This window comes from Vibrio sp. CK2-1 (genome assembly GCF_021726515.1).
Classification (GTDB): domain Bacteria; phylum Pseudomonadota; class Gammaproteobacteria; order Enterobacterales; family Vibrionaceae; genus Vibrio.
In genome coordinates, this window is sequence record NZ_JAKKCJ010000005.1 from 83,386 (window position 1) to 99,814 (window position 16,429).

11 protein-coding genes are annotated in these 16,429 nt (G+C 42.1%); 2 read left to right on the plus strand and 9 right to left on the minus strand.

Annotated elements, in window-relative coordinates:
• The 7 genes from L3V25_RS13505 to hemL all read right to left on the minus strand — a co-directional run bounded on the left by L3V25_RS13505 (nucleotide 1) and on the right by hemL (nucleotide 12,241).
• Nucleotides 1-1,026 (minus strand): ABC transporter permease, encoded by a 1,026-nt coding sequence (locus L3V25_RS13505; RefSeq protein ID WP_237296035.1) that lies wholly within the window; start codon nucleotides 1,024-1,026, stop codon nucleotides 1-3.
• A gap of 2 nt (nucleotides 1,027-1,028) precedes the next feature.
• Nucleotides 1,029-2,015, minus strand: coding sequence for an ABC transporter permease (locus L3V25_RS13510; protein WP_237296036.1), 987 nt, complete (start codon nucleotides 2,013-2,015; stop codon nucleotides 1,029-1,031).
• Nucleotides 2,016-2,181: 166 nt separating this feature from the next.
• The gene (locus L3V25_RS13515; protein WP_237296037.1) at nucleotides 2,182-3,864 is read right to left on the minus strand and encodes an ABC transporter substrate-binding protein; all 1,683 of its coding nucleotides are present in this window, start codon (nucleotides 3,862-3,864) and stop codon (nucleotides 2,182-2,184) included.
• An 866-nt stretch (nucleotides 3,865-4,730) separates the two neighbouring features.
• The gene (locus L3V25_RS13520; protein WP_237296038.1) at nucleotides 4,731-8,114 is read right to left on the minus strand and encodes a response regulator; all 3,384 of its coding nucleotides are present in this window, start codon (nucleotides 8,112-8,114) and stop codon (nucleotides 4,731-4,733) included.
• A 303-nt stretch (nucleotides 8,115-8,417) separates the two neighbouring features.
• A complete protein-coding gene (gene rsmC, locus L3V25_RS13525) occupies nucleotides 8,418-9,440 on the minus strand; it encodes a 16S rRNA (guanine(1207)-N(2))-methyltransferase RsmC (RefSeq protein WP_237296039.1) in 1,023 nt (340 codons plus the stop codon).
• Nucleotides 9,441-9,525: 85 nt separating this feature from the next.
• Nucleotides 9,526-10,611 carry an AI-2E family transporter gene (locus L3V25_RS13530; RefSeq protein WP_237296040.1) on the minus strand — a complete coding sequence of 362 codons (1,086 nt, stop codon included), beginning with the start codon at nucleotides 10,609-10,611 and terminating at the stop codon, nucleotides 9,526-9,528.
• Between the two features lie 337 nt (nucleotides 10,612-10,948).
• Entirely contained in the window at nucleotides 10,949-12,241 is a 1,293-nt protein-coding gene (gene hemL, locus L3V25_RS13535; protein ID WP_237296041.1) for a glutamate-1-semialdehyde 2,1-aminomutase, read from the minus strand.
• Between the two features lie 372 nt (nucleotides 12,242-12,613).
• On the opposite strand from hemL, the gene erpA reads away from it, so the two are divergent.
• Nucleotides 12,614-12,955, plus strand: coding sequence for an iron-sulfur cluster insertion protein ErpA (erpA, locus tag L3V25_RS13540; RefSeq protein WP_086961842.1), 342 nt, complete (start codon nucleotides 12,614-12,616; stop codon nucleotides 12,953-12,955).
• A 105-nt stretch (nucleotides 12,956-13,060) separates the two neighbouring features.
• Here the strand turns inward: erpA and L3V25_RS13545 are convergent, their stop codons facing one another.
• Nucleotides 13,061-14,350, minus strand: a complete 1,290-nt coding sequence (locus L3V25_RS13545; protein WP_237296042.1) for a peptidoglycan DD-metalloendopeptidase family protein — start codon at nucleotides 14,348-14,350, stop codon at nucleotides 13,061-13,063.
• A gap of 139 nt (nucleotides 14,351-14,489) precedes the next feature.
• On the opposite strand from L3V25_RS13545, the gene tyrS reads away from it, so the two are divergent.
• The gene (tyrS, locus tag L3V25_RS13550; protein ID WP_237296043.1) at nucleotides 14,490-15,677 is read left to right on the plus strand and encodes a tyrosine--tRNA ligase; all 1,188 of its coding nucleotides are present in this window, start codon (nucleotides 14,490-14,492) and stop codon (nucleotides 15,675-15,677) included.
• Between the two features lie 95 nt (nucleotides 15,678-15,772).
• Here tyrS and L3V25_RS13555 read toward each other — a convergent pair whose 3' ends face one another.
• Complete coding sequence (locus L3V25_RS13555) at nucleotides 15,773-16,393, minus strand: TRIC cation channel family protein (RefSeq protein WP_237296044.1); 621 nt, start codon at nucleotides 16,391-16,393, stop codon at nucleotides 15,773-15,775.
• Between the last annotated feature and the right edge of the window lie 36 nt (nucleotides 16,394-16,429).

Below are 16,429 nucleotides of genomic sequence, written 5' to 3' on the forward strand. Positions count from 1 at the left end.
TTATTTATCTCCGCTCCAAACTGCATTTTGTGGTGGCAACTCAGGCTCACGTGCTTTTTGGTCTTGTTCTGCAATCTTCTTCCAACGCTTCATTCCCTTGTGCGAACGAAGTTGTGGGTTAGCCACTTCATCAACCGCGAAGTTAAGCATCGCTAAACCAACTGCTAAGGCAGTCAAAGCTAAACATGGGGTAATTAATTCCCACCAAGCGCCGACTAGAATGGCTGAAGAAGTTTGTACGTTATAGAGCATGATGCCCCAGCTGATAGTGCTTGGATCGCCAAGACCCAAGAATGAAATGGTGGCTTCCATCATGATGGCGTACATCACAGAACCGATGAAGCTAGCCCCTACAATGGAAATTAGGTTAGGTAGAATTTCCACGAAAATGATTCGGAATGAAGATTCACCTAATACTTCTGCTGCTTTTACAAACTCTTTTTCACGTAGTGCTAAGGTTTGAGAACGAATAACCCTTGCGCCCCAAGCCCAGGAAGTACAACCGATAATCAGTGCTATCGTCAGTGGACCAGCCTCACCGATAAAGGCCGCCAGAACGAACAGTAGTGGGTATTGTGGAATAACCAGCATGATATTCATGGCAGCAGTTAAAATGTCATCAACTTTGCCACCAAAGTAACCAGCTGAAACCCCGATAATGGTTGCAAGGAAACACACCACTAAGCCTGCGCCAAAACCCACACCTAGAGATACGCGAGCCCCGTATGCAAGTTGAGACCAAACATCACGTCCCATACGAGTTGTCCCTAGAACATGGTCTTCTTTTTTCGACATGATCATAGTGCGGCGATCATTCGCTAGGTTTTGTGCTACCCATCCATCAGGACTTTGTTTTGCCATGTGAGTGACTAAACTTGGGTATTCGTGTGGATTACCAGTACGACGGTCTGGTTCATGTTTGGTAATTAATGGAGCAAATAGAGCCATTAAGATGAAAACCGTTAGGATCACCACGCCAAACATGGCTTTTGGGTTACCTGAAAGTAATTTAATGAGAGCTTTCATGATTATTTGCCTCCCTTACGTAGGCGAGGGTCAAGTACGACATACAGCATGTCTGCGAGTAAGTTAAAGAACAGCATGAATAAGGTCATGATAAGAAGTTGCCCTTGAAGAACTTGGTAATCACGCGCATTGATAGCGTTAAATAGTACTGAACCAAGACCCGGGTAGTTAAAGATGATTTCTACGATAAGCTGACCACCAATTGCCATGCCGAGTGACATAGAAAGTGCGGTAACACTTGGTAGCATGGCGTTACGTGCTGCGTAGTTAAAGACCACGCGGTTTTCGCTTAGGCCCTTGCCTTTCGCCATGGTGATGTAGTCTTCATTAAGAAGGTTGATCATGTTGTTACGCATGTTAATTAGGAAGCCGCCAATCTGTACTACCGAGGCACAAAATAGAGGTAGAACGGCATGCCAAAGTACGTCTTTAATAAATACCCAGCTTGTCCAATCTGGAATGTTACCTGCGGTATAAGCATAACCAGTTGGGAACCAACGTAGACCGACAGCAAAAGTAAACATCGCGAGCATGGCGATAACCACTTGAGGTACCGCTTGAATAACCAGCATACCTGGAGAAATAAACGCATCGTATTTACTACCGCGTTTCCACGCTGCAAAAATGCCCAGAATCGAACCGATAGAGAATGAGAAGATAACCGCAGTACCCGCTAGAAATAATGACCAGCCAAATGCACCACCAAGTAACTTTTCAACAGAGAGAGGGTAGAATTGGATTGAGGTTCCTAAATTCCAGCTAAAAATATTTTTAATGTAGGCAAAATATTGCGCAATAATGCCGCCATCGACAAAACCTAAAAGTTCTTTCATTGCAGCAATACGCTCTGGCGTTACCTGAACAGTAGCATGTGCGAACATCATGGTTACTGGGTCGCCTGGCATGGCACGTGGAATCGCAAAATTAATCGTGGCAGCCACGACCAGCGCGATAAAATAAAATCCTAAACGTTTTAAGAAAAATCCCATAACTTACACCTTAACTTTCCCAGATTTTTTGGCCTGACTCTGGTTTCAGGCAGTCTATTTCAGACAAAGAAATCCCCTGACGCCGAGCGCCATACATTTTCGTATCAAGAGGGGAAGTTTAAAGGCGGTGCGCTGCTAGCAAATGAGCGCACCGCGGGGTTGCATGTTACTTAACAGGTTTTAGGTCCAGTACGTGAAGTAGACGCTCTGGAATACCAGCCCAAATTTGTGGACGACCTTTCGGGTTTTTCTCATTCCACCAACCAGTAAATTTCTTGGTGTTGTATTGGTACATAGCAGCACCAGATAACACTGGGATAGTTACTTGGTTTTCAGCAATGATCTTCTGAATCTTATGAGCGATAGTTAACTGCTCATTTTTATCCGCTGTTTTGTAGAAGCTGTTTAACAAGCTATCTAAGTCAGCGTTTTTAAAGAAGTGCATTGCGAAACGAGGCATACCTTCACCACTTTGTAGTGCTGAGTTATATGCTGAGTTCCAGTAAGTGTATGGATCCGCACCGTGGAAGTAGTTGGTGTAAGCTACATCGTAGTTACCTTCTAGCATTGCTTGGTTATAAACCGCAAATTCAGGCGTACGAGCTTTGGCTTTAATACCAGCATCTTGTAGTTGCTCAACTGCAAGTTGTACTGTGTTGTTAAAGTCAGTCCAACCATTTGGTGATTGAATTAATAATTCAAAAGATTTACCTGATGGAGTATCGACAAATCCGTCACCGTCTTTATCGACAAAGCCAGCTTTCTTCAATAATGCTTTCGCACCTTCAACGTTATAAGTGTTGTATTTCTTATATTCGTTGTGAACTTTCTCATCAGACCAAGCTTCAAATGTGTAACCTATACCTGAAGCGAAATCGTTTGGAGTACCTGCACCGTAGAAAGCGATATCGATGATAGTTTGACGATCAAGTGCCATCGAGAATGCACGACGGAAATCAACGTTAGTTAGCGCTTCTTTCTTCGCAGGATCTTTCTCTGCAAAGTTAACCATGAACGCTTGTGTACCTGCTGGTGGGTACCAGTAATGGTGATTAGGGCTTACAGATGCGTAAGTTTTATCGATGTCTGGTACGAATGACGATGTCCAATCAAGCTCAGAGTTAACAATTTTGCCAAGTAGCTGGTCGTTATTAGCAATTTGCGGAACACGTAGACAGTCGATATCTAGGTTATCTGCATCCCAGTAATTTGGGTTAGCACACTGAATGTAAAGTTGTGGAGTAAAGGTATCGATTTCAGTAAATGGACCAGTACCTACAGGGTTTTCGTTGGTAAAGCTTGTTGGATCTTTTACGTCTTTCCATACGTGCTCAGCAACAACCGGTACTTTAGAAATCTCATAAGGTACGTTTGAATTTGCTTCAGTTAGGTGGAAGATAACTTGATAATCACCTTTCTTCTCTACACTTTTCACCCATTTGTTAATACCAGACTGATCAAGCGCTGGGTATTTTTTCAATAGGTCATAAGAATAAACAACATCATTGGCAGAAAAGGCTTTTCCATCAGACCATTTTACGCCTTCACGAATATCAAATGTTACTGACATTAAGTCATCAGACATTTTGAAATCTTTAGCAAGACGCATTACAGGTGTATTGCCGTGCATTTCATTAAAGATAACGAGTGGTTCATAAATGAAGTCAGTGGTTGTTTTTAAGTTAGTTGCACCAAGGTATGGGTTGAAGTTTCGAACCATTGTAGGGTAGAAATCAGGCACAATAGTTAACTCACTGCGTTCTGCAGCTGTAGCAACTGAAGTAAAGCCTGTTGCAGCGACAGAAAGTACTGCTGCTGCGATTGCTGTTTTCTTGATATTGGTAAGCATAGCTGTTCCTTACTTTTGCTTTTGTTTTAGCTTAATTAAAAGGAATGTCATCAATTGATAAACACTCGCTTAAGACCTACCTCATTAATGTCACTTCCTATTTGGGTGTGATGTTCTGTTACACCCTATGCGACATTTCAGAGTGGCCTGTAGGCCTTTGGCAATACAAGAAAACACCTTAGCGTTGAAATCGTCAATTTCTATTCCCGTTAAAAACGTTAAAAGATAGGTGTTTCTCGTTAAAATCGTAAAGAACTAGGTTTTACGGTCGATATTTGAGCGGTTTGTTAATGTGATTGGTATCACTATTTGTTGGCTTTATTTGTCTTAATGTGAGTGCTCACTATCTTTATAATCTCTATGTTTGTTTGGTTGTGGTTTTTTGTGGTTATTTGTTGATAATGATCACTATTCGATTCGTCTCTTTGTTTTCGTTGAAAAAATAATATTGCCGATTTGTTGTGATTGGCTTCGCATTACCTGTAATAAAATAGAAATAATGATTTTTAAATCGACATTTAGTTGAAATAAACAGCAGTAATTATGGTTTTCAATATGGTTTATTTTAATTGAAAAATAAGTGTATGAGCTAGTGTGAATTAGAGGGATTCAGGCTGAATAGTGCGTTACTAGTATTCAATGGATAACTTCAGCTGATGTGAAATAGATAAGCACCAAGCTTCATAGAAGTGTCTATGGATAACCTAAGTAGGCTGTACTTACTCTAGAGAGATGGTAATAGTACCTATCTCTCTAGAGACTGGAATGCAATCGCGATGGGTTTTAGAAGGTGATTAATTTATAGCAAAATAAAAGCCAGCATACTGGTGCTGGCTTTCATTGTGACAAGGGTAGAGGCTATTTTGTTAAGTGGTGATAAGCGTTTGTAGCTTCTCGCGACAAGCCAATAATTGCTGTCGTTGAGGCGTTTCTGATGACGTATGCTGTAAAATATAGTCAATGGTATTCAGTACGGTACGCCAGCGAGGGGTTTTCGGTAAGGTTTCGATTCTTAGGTACTTATCTAACGTTCGAGTTTGCAAAGTACTACGGTCAAGATATACGCGCCATAAGCCACTTTGTTCCGCTAAATTAAACTTAGTTTGGCCGCTATCTGATTCCCAATAATCCAATGCGCAGTTCATCGTCTCGACTAGTATTTCACGCATTACCTGCTGTTTGTCTTCGCTTTTGTTTGACACTTTATCGGCTAGACGTGTGAATTCTCCGCCTAACTCTTTTAATTGCTGGAGTTTGTTTTTATCCCCTTCAAAGGCGTAGCTTGAAAGGGCTTCAATTGCCGTTTCTAGGTTATCAATGCGTTGAGCATTCACGCCACCGCCTACGTTGAATATGTAGATGTATTTCAAGCCAGAACCTTCGGGTAAGGTTAAAATATCGGTCTTGATATGCTCTCTCTTATCTTCAATGAAAATATCGACTTCACCGCAGAAATGCTCTTGAGCGGTCTTAAGAAATTTCGGTGCGATAATTTCATCGGCTTGAGAGCGTTTAAGTTGTTCTGGAGTTCGCCTAAATAGCTTGGCTGCTGAATCATTGGCAAAGCGCACTCGACCATCCTCTCGAACGCAAATGATGGCTTCTGGTGCTGATTCTAGTTGCTCTAGTAAGCGACCTTGAGTTTCCAGCAAGCTAGCTTCTACTTGTTCACGAATTCGTAACTCTTGTTGTAATTGAGCATTTTCAAGTCGGCGAATTTCCGCTTTACTCGCCGTTAAATGCGCACGAATACGAGCTGCCAGCTCTTGCTTGTTAAAAGGCTTGGTGAGGTAGTCGTTTGCCCCGCAATCGAAACCTTTGATCCTGTCATTGGTTTGGCTTAATGCGGTTAATAAAATAACGGGGAGTTGGCCATGATCATATTGTTGGCGGATTTCTTGGCAGGCTTCATAACCACTCATGCCCGGCATCATAATATCGAGCAACACCAATTCAGGCTTTTCTTCTTCAATTAATTGGATGGCACTCAGCCCATCACTCGCAGTACGAACTCGGTAGCCTTCTAAGCGCAAGAAGCTATCTAAAATTTGCAGGTTGACCGGTTCATCATCAGCAACGACTAATAGTGGCCCATCTGGATTTTGCGGTAAGGATGAATCATCAATATTGACAAAGTTATGCGCATCCGGCACCTGAAAGTGACTCTGTAATTCATCTTGTTGATAATGGTCAATTTGCTGCTGGTTTGCGATAGGCAAAGAGAAACTAAAGGTTGTTCCCACCATTGGCTGGCTACTGACATATAGAGTGCCACCCATAAGCTCAATTAATTGACGACTAATCGACAACCCAAGCCCCGCACCTTGGCGATAACGGCTGGCATCTTGTCCTGCTTGAATCAGTGGCTCAAAAATATGTTCTAGCTGATCGGCAGGAATGCCTTGTCCGGTATCGACGACTTGGATACGGACTTTTTGTTCTAGTACGGTTGCCGAGATGATGATCTTACCTTCGGAGGTATATTTAATGGCATTACCGACCAAGTTATACAGTACTTGCTCTAAGCGTTGAGCATCCGCTAATACTAGAGGCAACTCTTGTGGCGTTTGATTAATAATGCGAATTGGTTTGCTACCCAGCAGGTGCTTAGATAACTCTAATACCAGTTGAGTGGTGGCTGCTAAATCAACCGTAGTAGTTTGAATATCAAGATTGCCATAACGCATTTTATGGTAATCCAATAAATCATCGACCAGAGTGGCTAAGCGTTGGCCGCTATTGATGATTATTGAAAGTTGATGCTTTTGATTGGCAGGAATCGGGCCGTTGGCTCCTGAGTTTAATGCTTCAGCAATCCCGACCATGCCATGTAGAGGGGTTCGTAATTCATGTGAAGTGGTCGCCAAAAACTCATCTTTTAATTTATTGGCTAGATGTAACTCATCATTTTGTTGGCGGATGATCTTGATATTGTCTTCAAGCTTAGTGTTTTGGTCGCCGATTAATTCTATCTTATCTTTGATTGAACGCTGCATACGAGCAAAGCTAGTGGCGAGTCGGCCTATCTCATCTTTACGATCAATATTAATAATATCTTGTGATAAATCACCAGCGGAGACTCTTTCTGCCACCCAAGTTAATTTAAGCAAAGGTCGGGTAATAAAGTTCGACAGGTAGTGGGAACAGATAAACACCACAATAATGCCAATCAGCATCACAATGTAAAAAATATGCTTTAACTGTTGAACGCGTGCGTAGGCATCTTTTTCTGGTAATTCAATGACTAAAGCCCAAGTTTTACCTTGAATTTTGATTGGGGTATAAGCTGCAATAATTTCTTCATCGAGGCTGTTGGTAAAAGAGCCTACCGCTGTTTGTCCGGCTAACGCTTTTGTGACGACTTCATTACTGGCATTAATTTGCTCGGAGGTGATCCCTTGGATCTTGGCTTGCTGATCGGTGCCAACCAGTAACTTGGTCACATCCTTATTATTGTCTGCCACTGTGCTGGTTAAGGCAGTGCTTGGCAATTTAAACATCGCATAACTGTGTAAGTAGCCTTGCTGAATGATCGGCGCGCCAATCCACAGAATCTGTTCGCCATTTTGATTGGAAAAGTCAGACAAGATAATAGGGGTGTAGTCTTCGTTATTTTTACGAGACTCTTTAACGGTTGCGATCAGCTGTTGAAAGGTTGTACCTAAAGGCGAATCTTTATACTTACCTGAAATCAAGTTAGTGCCAAATTCATCGTTCTTGTTAACTGAATAAGCAACGTCACCTTCTAGATCAACCAATAAGATATCGGTGAAATCAGAGCGTTTTAGAATATCAACATAAGCCCAGTGATAACGTTTATGCAGCAATCGATAACGCTCTGTGCTGGCATAGTTAGGTGATTCTGGCAATACCGAGGTTTTTATTTGATCGCCAGAGCCAGGAATATAACGTTGTTGCGCATTTGTGCGAGCTTGCTCTGGTGTGTCGCCTAGTTTGTTAAATGCACTTATTAGGCCATAAAAGCGCCCACCGCTTGCGTAGGCTAGCTCTGAGCGCACCATACCCATCACTTCGGACTCTTTAGATTTTAAATAATCGTTAATTTGTTGTTTTTTCGTGTCGCGAACTGAGGTCAAATATGAGGTGCTTTGTTCTTGTAGGTCTTGGGTGTGAGAATGAAGGAAAAACAGACCAATAATCGTGAGAGGGGTAAGACTTAAAACCAGAAAGGCCACCATTAAAGTGTGTTGAAGTCTTTGAAATTTATGAGTCTTATTGGACTTAAACATGATGATACTGCTTGCCTGTTCTAGGTGAATAACTTAAAAAAGCTGACTAAAGTTACTTGAGCTTAGTTTAGCTTAGGTCTAATAAAGAAGACACACTGTAGATAATATGCCTTTTTACTATTTTATGCGCGAATAGTTAAGCAAACTTGATTTTCGACAGTAAAAAAGGTGATCGACCGCTATGAATACCAATAAATTGTCAAAATAATAAATGCTCAAAGTCGTGGGCTAGGTACAGATAATAAAAAACGTGATATTTGGGAGTTCAAATATCACGCTATCAGAGTCAATTGAGGTGTGAGGTTATTTCTGGGCGGAGTATATTGAGAATTTGGTATTTTTATCCAGTGTGACGCACTCGCCAAAAGCCTTTTGAATAATCGGAGGGTATTTTAGAAAGTTATTGGCCACTATGATCATTTTACCGGCATGAGATATGTAGTTCGGCGCTTGGGAAAGCAAGTTTTCTGCTGCAGAATAATTGGTATCCAGCCCTGAATGGAAAGGTGGGTTACTAATTAAGTAGTCATACTTTCCTGTGATATCGGAATAGATATCTGAGGCAAATACCGTTCCTTTTAAGCCGTTTGCTTGTAAGGTTGCTTTACTTGATTCAATCGCAAGCGCGCTGATGTCGCACATTTCCAGTGAGATGTTCGGGTTACGAGTCGCCATAACACTGCCGATTACGCCCGCACCACAACCAAAATCGAGTACTCGACCTTTTAATTTAGGTAAGGTTGCTAGTAGTAGTTCACTACCTTTATCAAATTCACCATGGCTAAATACACCCGGTAAACTTTTAATGGTTAAGGTATCTTGGCCTATGGTAATCGGGTAGCTCTTATACCATTCCGATAGAGTGAAAGGTTTCGCTGGAGTCTGGCATTGTCCCCAATAAAATGAACAACGTCTGGCTGAGTCATACTTTTTGATGATGCCATATTGGCTAAACATCTTTTCGATACTTTTCACACCAGAGCGGTTTTCACCAACGACACAGATTTCGGTATCGACACCAAGTTTGTCCATTAACATCGCTAGTAGATATTCAGCTTCGGTTTTTGCTTTTGGCCAATATAACAGCAGCATATCGGCTTTGGTTTCCGCTTCTAATTGTGCGCCAAAATAAGACTGAATATTCGCCGTTTTTTCAAATTGCTTATGGTAACCATAGTGAGTAGTAAAGATGGATACCGATTCACAGTGCTTAGCCAATTCAAGACAGAATAAATCTTCCGCTTCGCCGGCAATTAAAACATGCTTACCGTGAAAGTACTCGAGTTGACGTTGGGCGATCTGGCTTGGCGCTGTGTATGTGGACATGAATATTCTACCTAGTAATAAAACAGGCCTGATTTTCTCATAATCAGGCCTGGATACCAATCGAAACAATAATAGAGAGCGTGGCTTAGCTATTGTCTTGCATATTGAGGAAGTGCTTAAATTCTTCTTCGTACATTTTAAATAGCACCATGGTTATCGCAAAAATGAGCGGGCCGTAGATCAAACCGATCAAGCCAAATAGCTGAATACCACCTAGTAGGGCAAAGAAGATCATCAAGGTATCCATACCTGCACTACCTTGCATTAATAATGGGCGCAATAGGTTATCGATGGAACCAATCACGGCAATTCCCCATACCACAATGAAAATCGCCCAGGTGATCTCTCCGGTGAAAAACAGATAGGCTGCTGCCGGTACCCAAACTAATGCGGTTCCGACTACTGGAATGAAAGAGGCCGCCCCGATCATGGTGCCTAAAAATAGACCGGGTAGTCCAACAATCCAGAATGCCAATCCACCAACCACCCCTTGGGCTATCGCGGTTAAGAAGGAGCCAAGTACAGCAGATTTAGAAACTTGCTCAATCTCGCTTAATAGACGATCTTCTTGGCTGCGTGATAACGGCAGAATATGTCGCATACCATCTACCAATCTTTCTTGATCGCGCAGTAAAAAGAACAATACAAACAGCATCAAAAAGAAGTTCATAATAAAGTTGGTAGCATCACCCAAAATCCCGGCACTGATAGAGACTAAAGTGCTTCCGAATTGAGAGATAAATCTTGCCGCGCGCTGAGCTAATTGCTGAGGATCGATATTATCAAAAGGTAGATAATGATTAATGATACTTAAACCTTTCACCACATAAGGTTGAGCCAATGCTTCTTGAATACCGCCATGGGTCGCCCAAGCATAGACGGTTTGCGATAAGTTGGCTCCTTGCTGAACGATCGAGGCAAAAATGGCGAGCAAAGGAAGTACGATCACAAAGGTCAGTAATAAGCAGGAAAGAAAAGCGGTGCTATTCCGGTGGTTTGGCCAGCGTAAATTTAATTTATTGTGTAATGGGAACACTAACAAAGAAATAATAAATGCCATGATGATCGAGTTTAGATAAGGCGTGATCAATAAGTAGCAGGCATAAGCAGCGCAAAGTAGGGCAATGATCAGCACCCAATGTGTGGCTGTCATTCTAAATTTTGTGGGCATGGATCTTCCTTGCGTAATGGTAGTCATCAGGAGTATGTTGTTACCAAAAGATAAGCGGTAACATTATCGCTATTATAATGGCGACAATTGGTAATGTGATCAATCGAAGATTTGAGATAGCGGTGTTAATGAATACGATGGGGGTATAGTGATGGGCTGTTGTGATAATAAAAATGGCTGTAAGAGTAAATCGAAGAAGTCGATTCCATGGTTTGCGTTATTGATTTCAGTATTGGCTATTTTAGTGGTGCTTAATTGGCATTAATGAGTGGCTGGTAAATAAAAAGCGCTAGAGCAACTCTAACGCTTTTCTTCATTGACTTCTGGAACCGCGAGATTACTTATCTTCAGCCATCACAGCAAAGCAACGTTCAGCCGCTTCAATAGTCGCTTCAATTTCACGTGATGAGTGAGCCAGTGACATAAAGCTTGCTTCAAATGCTGAAGGTGCAAGGTAAATACCGTGCTCTAGCATTAAGTGGAAGAAACGTTTAAAGCGCTCAGTATCACACTTGGTCACATCTTCGTAGCAGGTAATGGTTTTTTGCTCGGTAAAGAAGAAACCAAACATGCCACCAACACGGTTAACGGTAAATGGAATACCATACTTTTCAGCCGCTTTCTTTAAGCCTTTGGTTAACTGTTTGGTTCGCTTAGCAAGGCGAGCTTCATTTTCTTCACCTTGTAACTCTTTTAAGCAAGCTAGACCCGCCGCCATTGCGATTGGGTTACCTGATAACGTACCTGCTTGGTAAACAGGGCCAGTTGGTGCGATATATTGCATAACATCTTTACGACCACCGAAAGCACCGACAGGCATACCGCCACCAATGATTTTTCCAAGGGTCGTTAAGTCAGGTTTAATATCGTAGTAATCTTGTGCGCCACCTTGAGCAACACGGAAACCTGTCATTACTTCATCAAAGATCAGTAGTGCTTTGTGCTCGTCACAAATGTCACGTAGACCTTCTAGGAAGCCTTCAACCGGTGGAATGCAGTTCATGTTGCCGGCAACAGGCTCAACAATGATACAAGCGACTTGCTCAGGATTAGCTTCAAATAAAGCGCGTACCGAGTCTAAATCATTAAAGGTTGCGGTTAAGGTGTGCTTAGCAAAATCAGCAGGAACACCTGGAGAGCTAGGTTGACCTAGCGTTAATGCGCCAGAACCCGCTTTTACTAATAAGCTATCTGCATGACCGTGATAGCAACCTTCAAATTTTAGGATTTTATCGCGACCAGTAAAGCCACGCGCTAAACGAATCGCGCTCATGGTTGCTTCAGTACCAGAGCTTACCATGCGAAGTTGTTCCATTGATGGCACCATCTCTGAAACTAACTCGGCCATTTTGATTTCAGTTTTGGTCGGAGCGCCAAAGCTTAAGCCGCGTTCTGCTGCTTTGATAACGGCATTGCGAATCGCTGAATTATTATGGCCAAGGATCATCGGGCCCCAAGAACCCACGTAATCAATATAAGCTTTGCCATCGGCATCAAAAATTAATGCACCATCAGCACGTTCAATAAATAGGGGATCACCACCCACACCGTTAAAGGCTCTTACTGGAGAGTTAACGCCGCCTGGAATGGTTTGTTGGGCTTTTTGGTATAGTTCAGCAGACTTGCTCATGCTCTATCCTTAAATAATGCTATTTCTTTGCTGCTCTATCGGCTGAAAAGTCAGAGCTCGAGCAGATGAGATAATTTCAGTCGCATTGTATCTAAGCTGACGAGTTTTGCACTTTTTTCACCGAGGTTTTTGGCTATGGTTGGGATTTTCGGAGAAAAGGTCTAGTTTTTAGTAGAAAAAAGCCAATCCTGTTTCTGTTAAGTTACTTGGGTCTAGTTTAATTTTGATTAACTCACGATGAATACTTGAACGATAAGGTCAGGTATTAGATAATCAAGCTATCTGAAATTCATTTCAATGATGAAGTGTGTTCTACCCAAATCGTCGTGCCAAGTAGATAACTTGGTAACAACGCTAATGAGAGAGGTCGTCATGAGCGATGAGCAATTACCATTATCTTTTTCTGACACTGCTGCGTCTCGCGTTAAAATGCTGATTTCTGAAGAAGAAAATCCAGATCTAAAATTGCGCGTGTATATTACTGGTGGCGGTTGTAGTGGTTTCCAATACGGCTTTACTTTTGATGAGAAGGTAAATGACGGCGATATGACTATTGTTAAGCAAGGTGTGACACTGGTGGTGGACCCTATGAGCTTACAGTACCTAATTGGTGGTGTGGTTGACTATACCGAAGGTCTTGAAGGTTCTCGCTTCTTCGTGAACAACCCAAATGCAACGACAACTTGCGGTTGTGGCGCATCATTTAGCGTTTAATCGCGAGACTTAAGCTCAAGAAATTTATAAATAGTTTCAAGTAAAATGCCCAGTTGATAATTAAATCAACTGGGCATTTTTTATTTAAGGGTATATCAGCTTTGATTATTTATCTTGAGCAATTAAACGATGATCGTACTGGTTTAACTTATCAAGTTGCTGCTTGGCAAGTTTAACAAAGCGAGTTTTCTTATCACCAGTTAATGATCTCGATTGAGGTAAATCCACCGTTCTAGGGTTCTTATGTATGCCATGAACCAAAAATTCATAGTGTAAGTGAGGGCCGGTGACGCGTCCGGTTCCCCCCAATGTCCCTATGGTATCGCCTTGCTTCACTCGTTGACCGGTTTTCACTAAGCGCTTTTTCATGTGTAAGTATTTGGTGATATAGGTATTGCTGTGGCGTAAAAACACGTAATTACCGTTAAATTGGTTATAACCGGCTTTTTCGACAATACCATCACCAGCCGCCCAGATCGGTGTGCCCACTGGAGCTGCATAGTCGGTGCCTCGGTGTGCAACTACTTTACCTGTCACTGGGTGGCGACGAGTTGGGTTGAAATTAGAGGTTACGCGACGAAAATCAATCGGTGAACGCAGAAAGGCTTTTTTCATTGCTCGACCATCTGGGCCGTAATAGTTGCCATCTTCTGGATTGAGAACCGCTTCAAATGTTGTGCCTTGGTTAGTAAACACTGCCGCCAGAATCTTTCCGCCACCAATATTTTTGCCTTCGACAAATTGCTCTTCAAATAACACTTTAAAATTATCACCGGAACGAATATCCAGTGCGAAATCGATATCCCAACCAAAGATACCAGCCAATGACATTATTTGGTTTGCCGTTAATCCAGATGTCACCGCAGCATTCCAGAAATTAGAAGTAATGGTCGCTTCCGCATGGTTAAAATGTTTGTTGATTTCTTTTTTCTCAATATGCGAGCGAAAGCCATCTTTGGTTTTTGAGATACGGAAAGATTCATAAGCTGAGATTGGTCGGATCAACTGAGTAAACTCATGGTCTTCATTAAAACCAAAAACCAGTTTATCGCCAGGGCGTAGTCGTGAAAGTTGGTTCTCAATTTCTTCATTAGAAGAGACTAATTGATAGAGTAATTGAGCCGATAACCCAATACGGTTGAACAATAATGAAGTGCTTTCACCCGGTTTTACTGTGTAAGTTTCCCAGTCTGTAAATACCTTTGGTGGGCTTTGCTGAATAAAGGTGTCTTCAGGAATAACCAGTGGGTAGTGTTTGCCGACTTTTAAGCGAGGCTCATGTTGGGTTAACTCTTCCATATCAGGTAAGGAAAACGTCACGATAACGGTTAAAGCACTGATAAACCCGATCAGTGCTTTATGAAAAATAGGTAGTTGGCTAATGAATGCGCGCATTATTAAAAAAAATTCTGTTATTAAGGCAATTAATTGCTCGGAAAAATAAGATGAGTCAGTCTAACTGGTTTCCAAAAACAGCGCTATTGCGTATTATGTTCTGATACGTATTTTTACAGAATTGTTGGAGTAAACCTAAATGTCGAGCATTGAAGCGGCACTGGCTGAAATTAAGCGTGGTGTAGAAGAGCTAATTCCAGAAGAAGAACTGATTGCCAAATTAAAAGAAGGCCGCCCATTAAGAATTAAATTGGGTGCCGATCCTACTGCGCCAGATATCCATTTAGGTCATACCGTTATTTTAAATAAGTTACGTGCCTTCCAAGAACTGGGTCACGAAGTAACATTTTTGATCGGTGACTTCACTGGTATGGTTGGTGATCCAACGGGTAAAAACACTACTCGTCCACCATTGACGCGTGAAGATGTTCTAGCCAACGCTGAAACTTATAAGCAACAAGTGTTTAAGATCCTAGATCCTGCGAAGACTAAAATTCAGTTTAACTCTGAGTGGTTATCGGAACTTGGTGCAGAAGGCATGATCCGTTTAGCGGCGAATCAAACCGTTGCTCGCATGCTTGAACGTGATGACTTTAAAAAGCGTTACTCAAATAATCAGCCAATTGCTATTCATGAATTTATGTATCCTTTACTACAAGGTTATGATTCTGTCGCGATGGAAACCGATGTTGAACTGGGTGGTACTGACCAGAAGTTTAACTTGTTGATGGGACGTGAACTGCAAAAATCTAATGGCCAGAAGCCACAGGTAGTACTGATGATGCCTTTGTTGGTTGGTTTAGACGGCGAGAAGAAAATGTCTAAATCTGCCCATAACTACATTGGTGTGAGTGAATCTCCGACTGAAATGTTCGGTAAGATCATGTCTATTTCTGATGTGTTAATGTGGAGCTACTACGAGCTTCTTTCTTTCCGTCCATTAGAAGAAATTGCGCAATTTAAAGCGGATGTGGAAGCAGGTAAAAACCCACGTGACGTGAAGATTTTGTTAGCCAAAGAAATCATTGCACGTTTCCATAGTGAAGCCGATGCAGACGCGGCGGAGCAAGAGTTCATTAACCGCTTCCAAAAAGGTGCGATGCCAGATGAAATGCCAGAGTTTGAATTTGAATCAGGTATGGCCATTGGTAACGTATTAAAAGAAGCGAGCTTAGTCGGTTCAACATCAGATGCCATGCGTATGATTCGTCAAGGCGCAGCAAAAATTGATGGCGCGAAAATTGAAGATACTAAGTTAGTACCAGAAGCCGGTACTGCGGTATACCAAGTCGGTAAACGCAAGTTTGCACGTATTACTATCAAGTAATATCGCTTAGTTATATCAATCAAAAGGGAGCCTATGAGCTCCCTTTTTTGTGTCTATTGTCTCGCCCTTGTTTATATTTTATATATCAAAGCGAATTAGCTTTTCATTGATAAGGTGGGCAGAGATAAGTGCCAACGTATAGCCGCTAAGCGAATACTGAGTGTGGTGGCTACCCCTAGTAAAAATGCTGGTTGAGACGGTAGGCCAAAATATAAAGCGAGCGTATGGGTGATCCCGCCAGCAATGCACGCGGTCGCATAGATCTCACTTCTCAGTACCATTGGGATTTCACGGGCGAGAATATCGCGAATAATACCGCCGCCACAGCCCGTTAATACTCCCATGATCACCGCGATCATCATTGAATCTTGTAGTAATAAGGTTTTTTCTACGCCAATTCCGACAAATACCGCTAAGCCAATGGCATCACAAACAGGCAGAAAATACCAAGGCAGTTGTTTGGGTTGTCTGACGAGTAATAGTGTTGCTAGGCAGGTGATAAAAATTACCCATAAATAATTGTTATCGATGATCCAAAATACTGGCGTTGCGCCTAACATCATGTCGCGAATAGAGCCGCCGCCGATGGCCGTTACACTGGCGAGTACTACCATGCCAAAAGGATCCATTTTCAATCGAGCCGCAAGTAGTACTCCTGAAATGGCAAAGATGGCAGTGCCGAATAAATCAAACAAATAGAGTAGGCTGATATCCATGAGGTATGGTCTTCGTTTGGGTCTGAGAAGGTTAAA

Excerpts from the sequence above, each read along its gene's own strand:
- erpA (WP_086961842.1), top strand. The coding sequence starts at position 12,614 with ATGAGCGATGAGCAATTACCATTATCTTTTTCTGACACTGCTGCGTCT.
- L3V25_RS13510 (WP_237296036.1), bottom strand. The coding sequence starts at position 2,015 with ATGGGATTTTTCTTAAAACGTTTAGGATTTTATTTTATCGCGCTGGTC.
- L3V25_RS13530 (WP_237296040.1), bottom strand. The coding sequence starts at position 10,611 with ATGCCCACAAAATTTAGAATGACAGCCACACATTGGGTGCTGATCATT.
- rsmC (WP_237296039.1), bottom strand. The coding sequence starts at position 9,440 with ATGTCCACATACACAGCGCCAAGCCAGATCGCCCAACGTCAACTCGAG.
- L3V25_RS13505 (WP_237296035.1), bottom strand. The coding sequence starts at position 1,026 with ATGAAAGCTCTCATTAAATTACTTTCAGGTAACCCAAAAGCCATGTTT.
- L3V25_RS13515 (WP_237296037.1), bottom strand. The coding sequence starts at position 3,864 with ATGCTTACCAATATCAAGAAAACAGCAATCGCAGCAGCAGTACTTTCT.
- hemL (WP_237296041.1), bottom strand. The coding sequence starts at position 12,241 with ATGAGCAAGTCTGCTGAACTATACCAAAAAGCCCAACAAACCATTCCA.
- L3V25_RS13520 (WP_237296038.1), bottom strand. The coding sequence starts at position 8,114 with ATGTTTAAGTCCAATAAGACTCATAAATTTCAAAGACTTCAACACACT.
- L3V25_RS13555 (WP_237296044.1), bottom strand. The coding sequence starts at position 16,393 with ATGGATATCAGCCTACTCTATTTGTTTGATTTATTCGGCACTGCCATC.
- tyrS (WP_237296043.1), top strand. The coding sequence starts at position 14,490 with ATGTCGAGCATTGAAGCGGCACTGGCTGAAATTAAGCGTGGTGTAGAA.
- L3V25_RS13545 (WP_237296042.1), bottom strand. The coding sequence starts at position 14,350 with ATGCGCGCATTCATTAGCCAACTACCTATTTTTCATAAAGCACTGATC.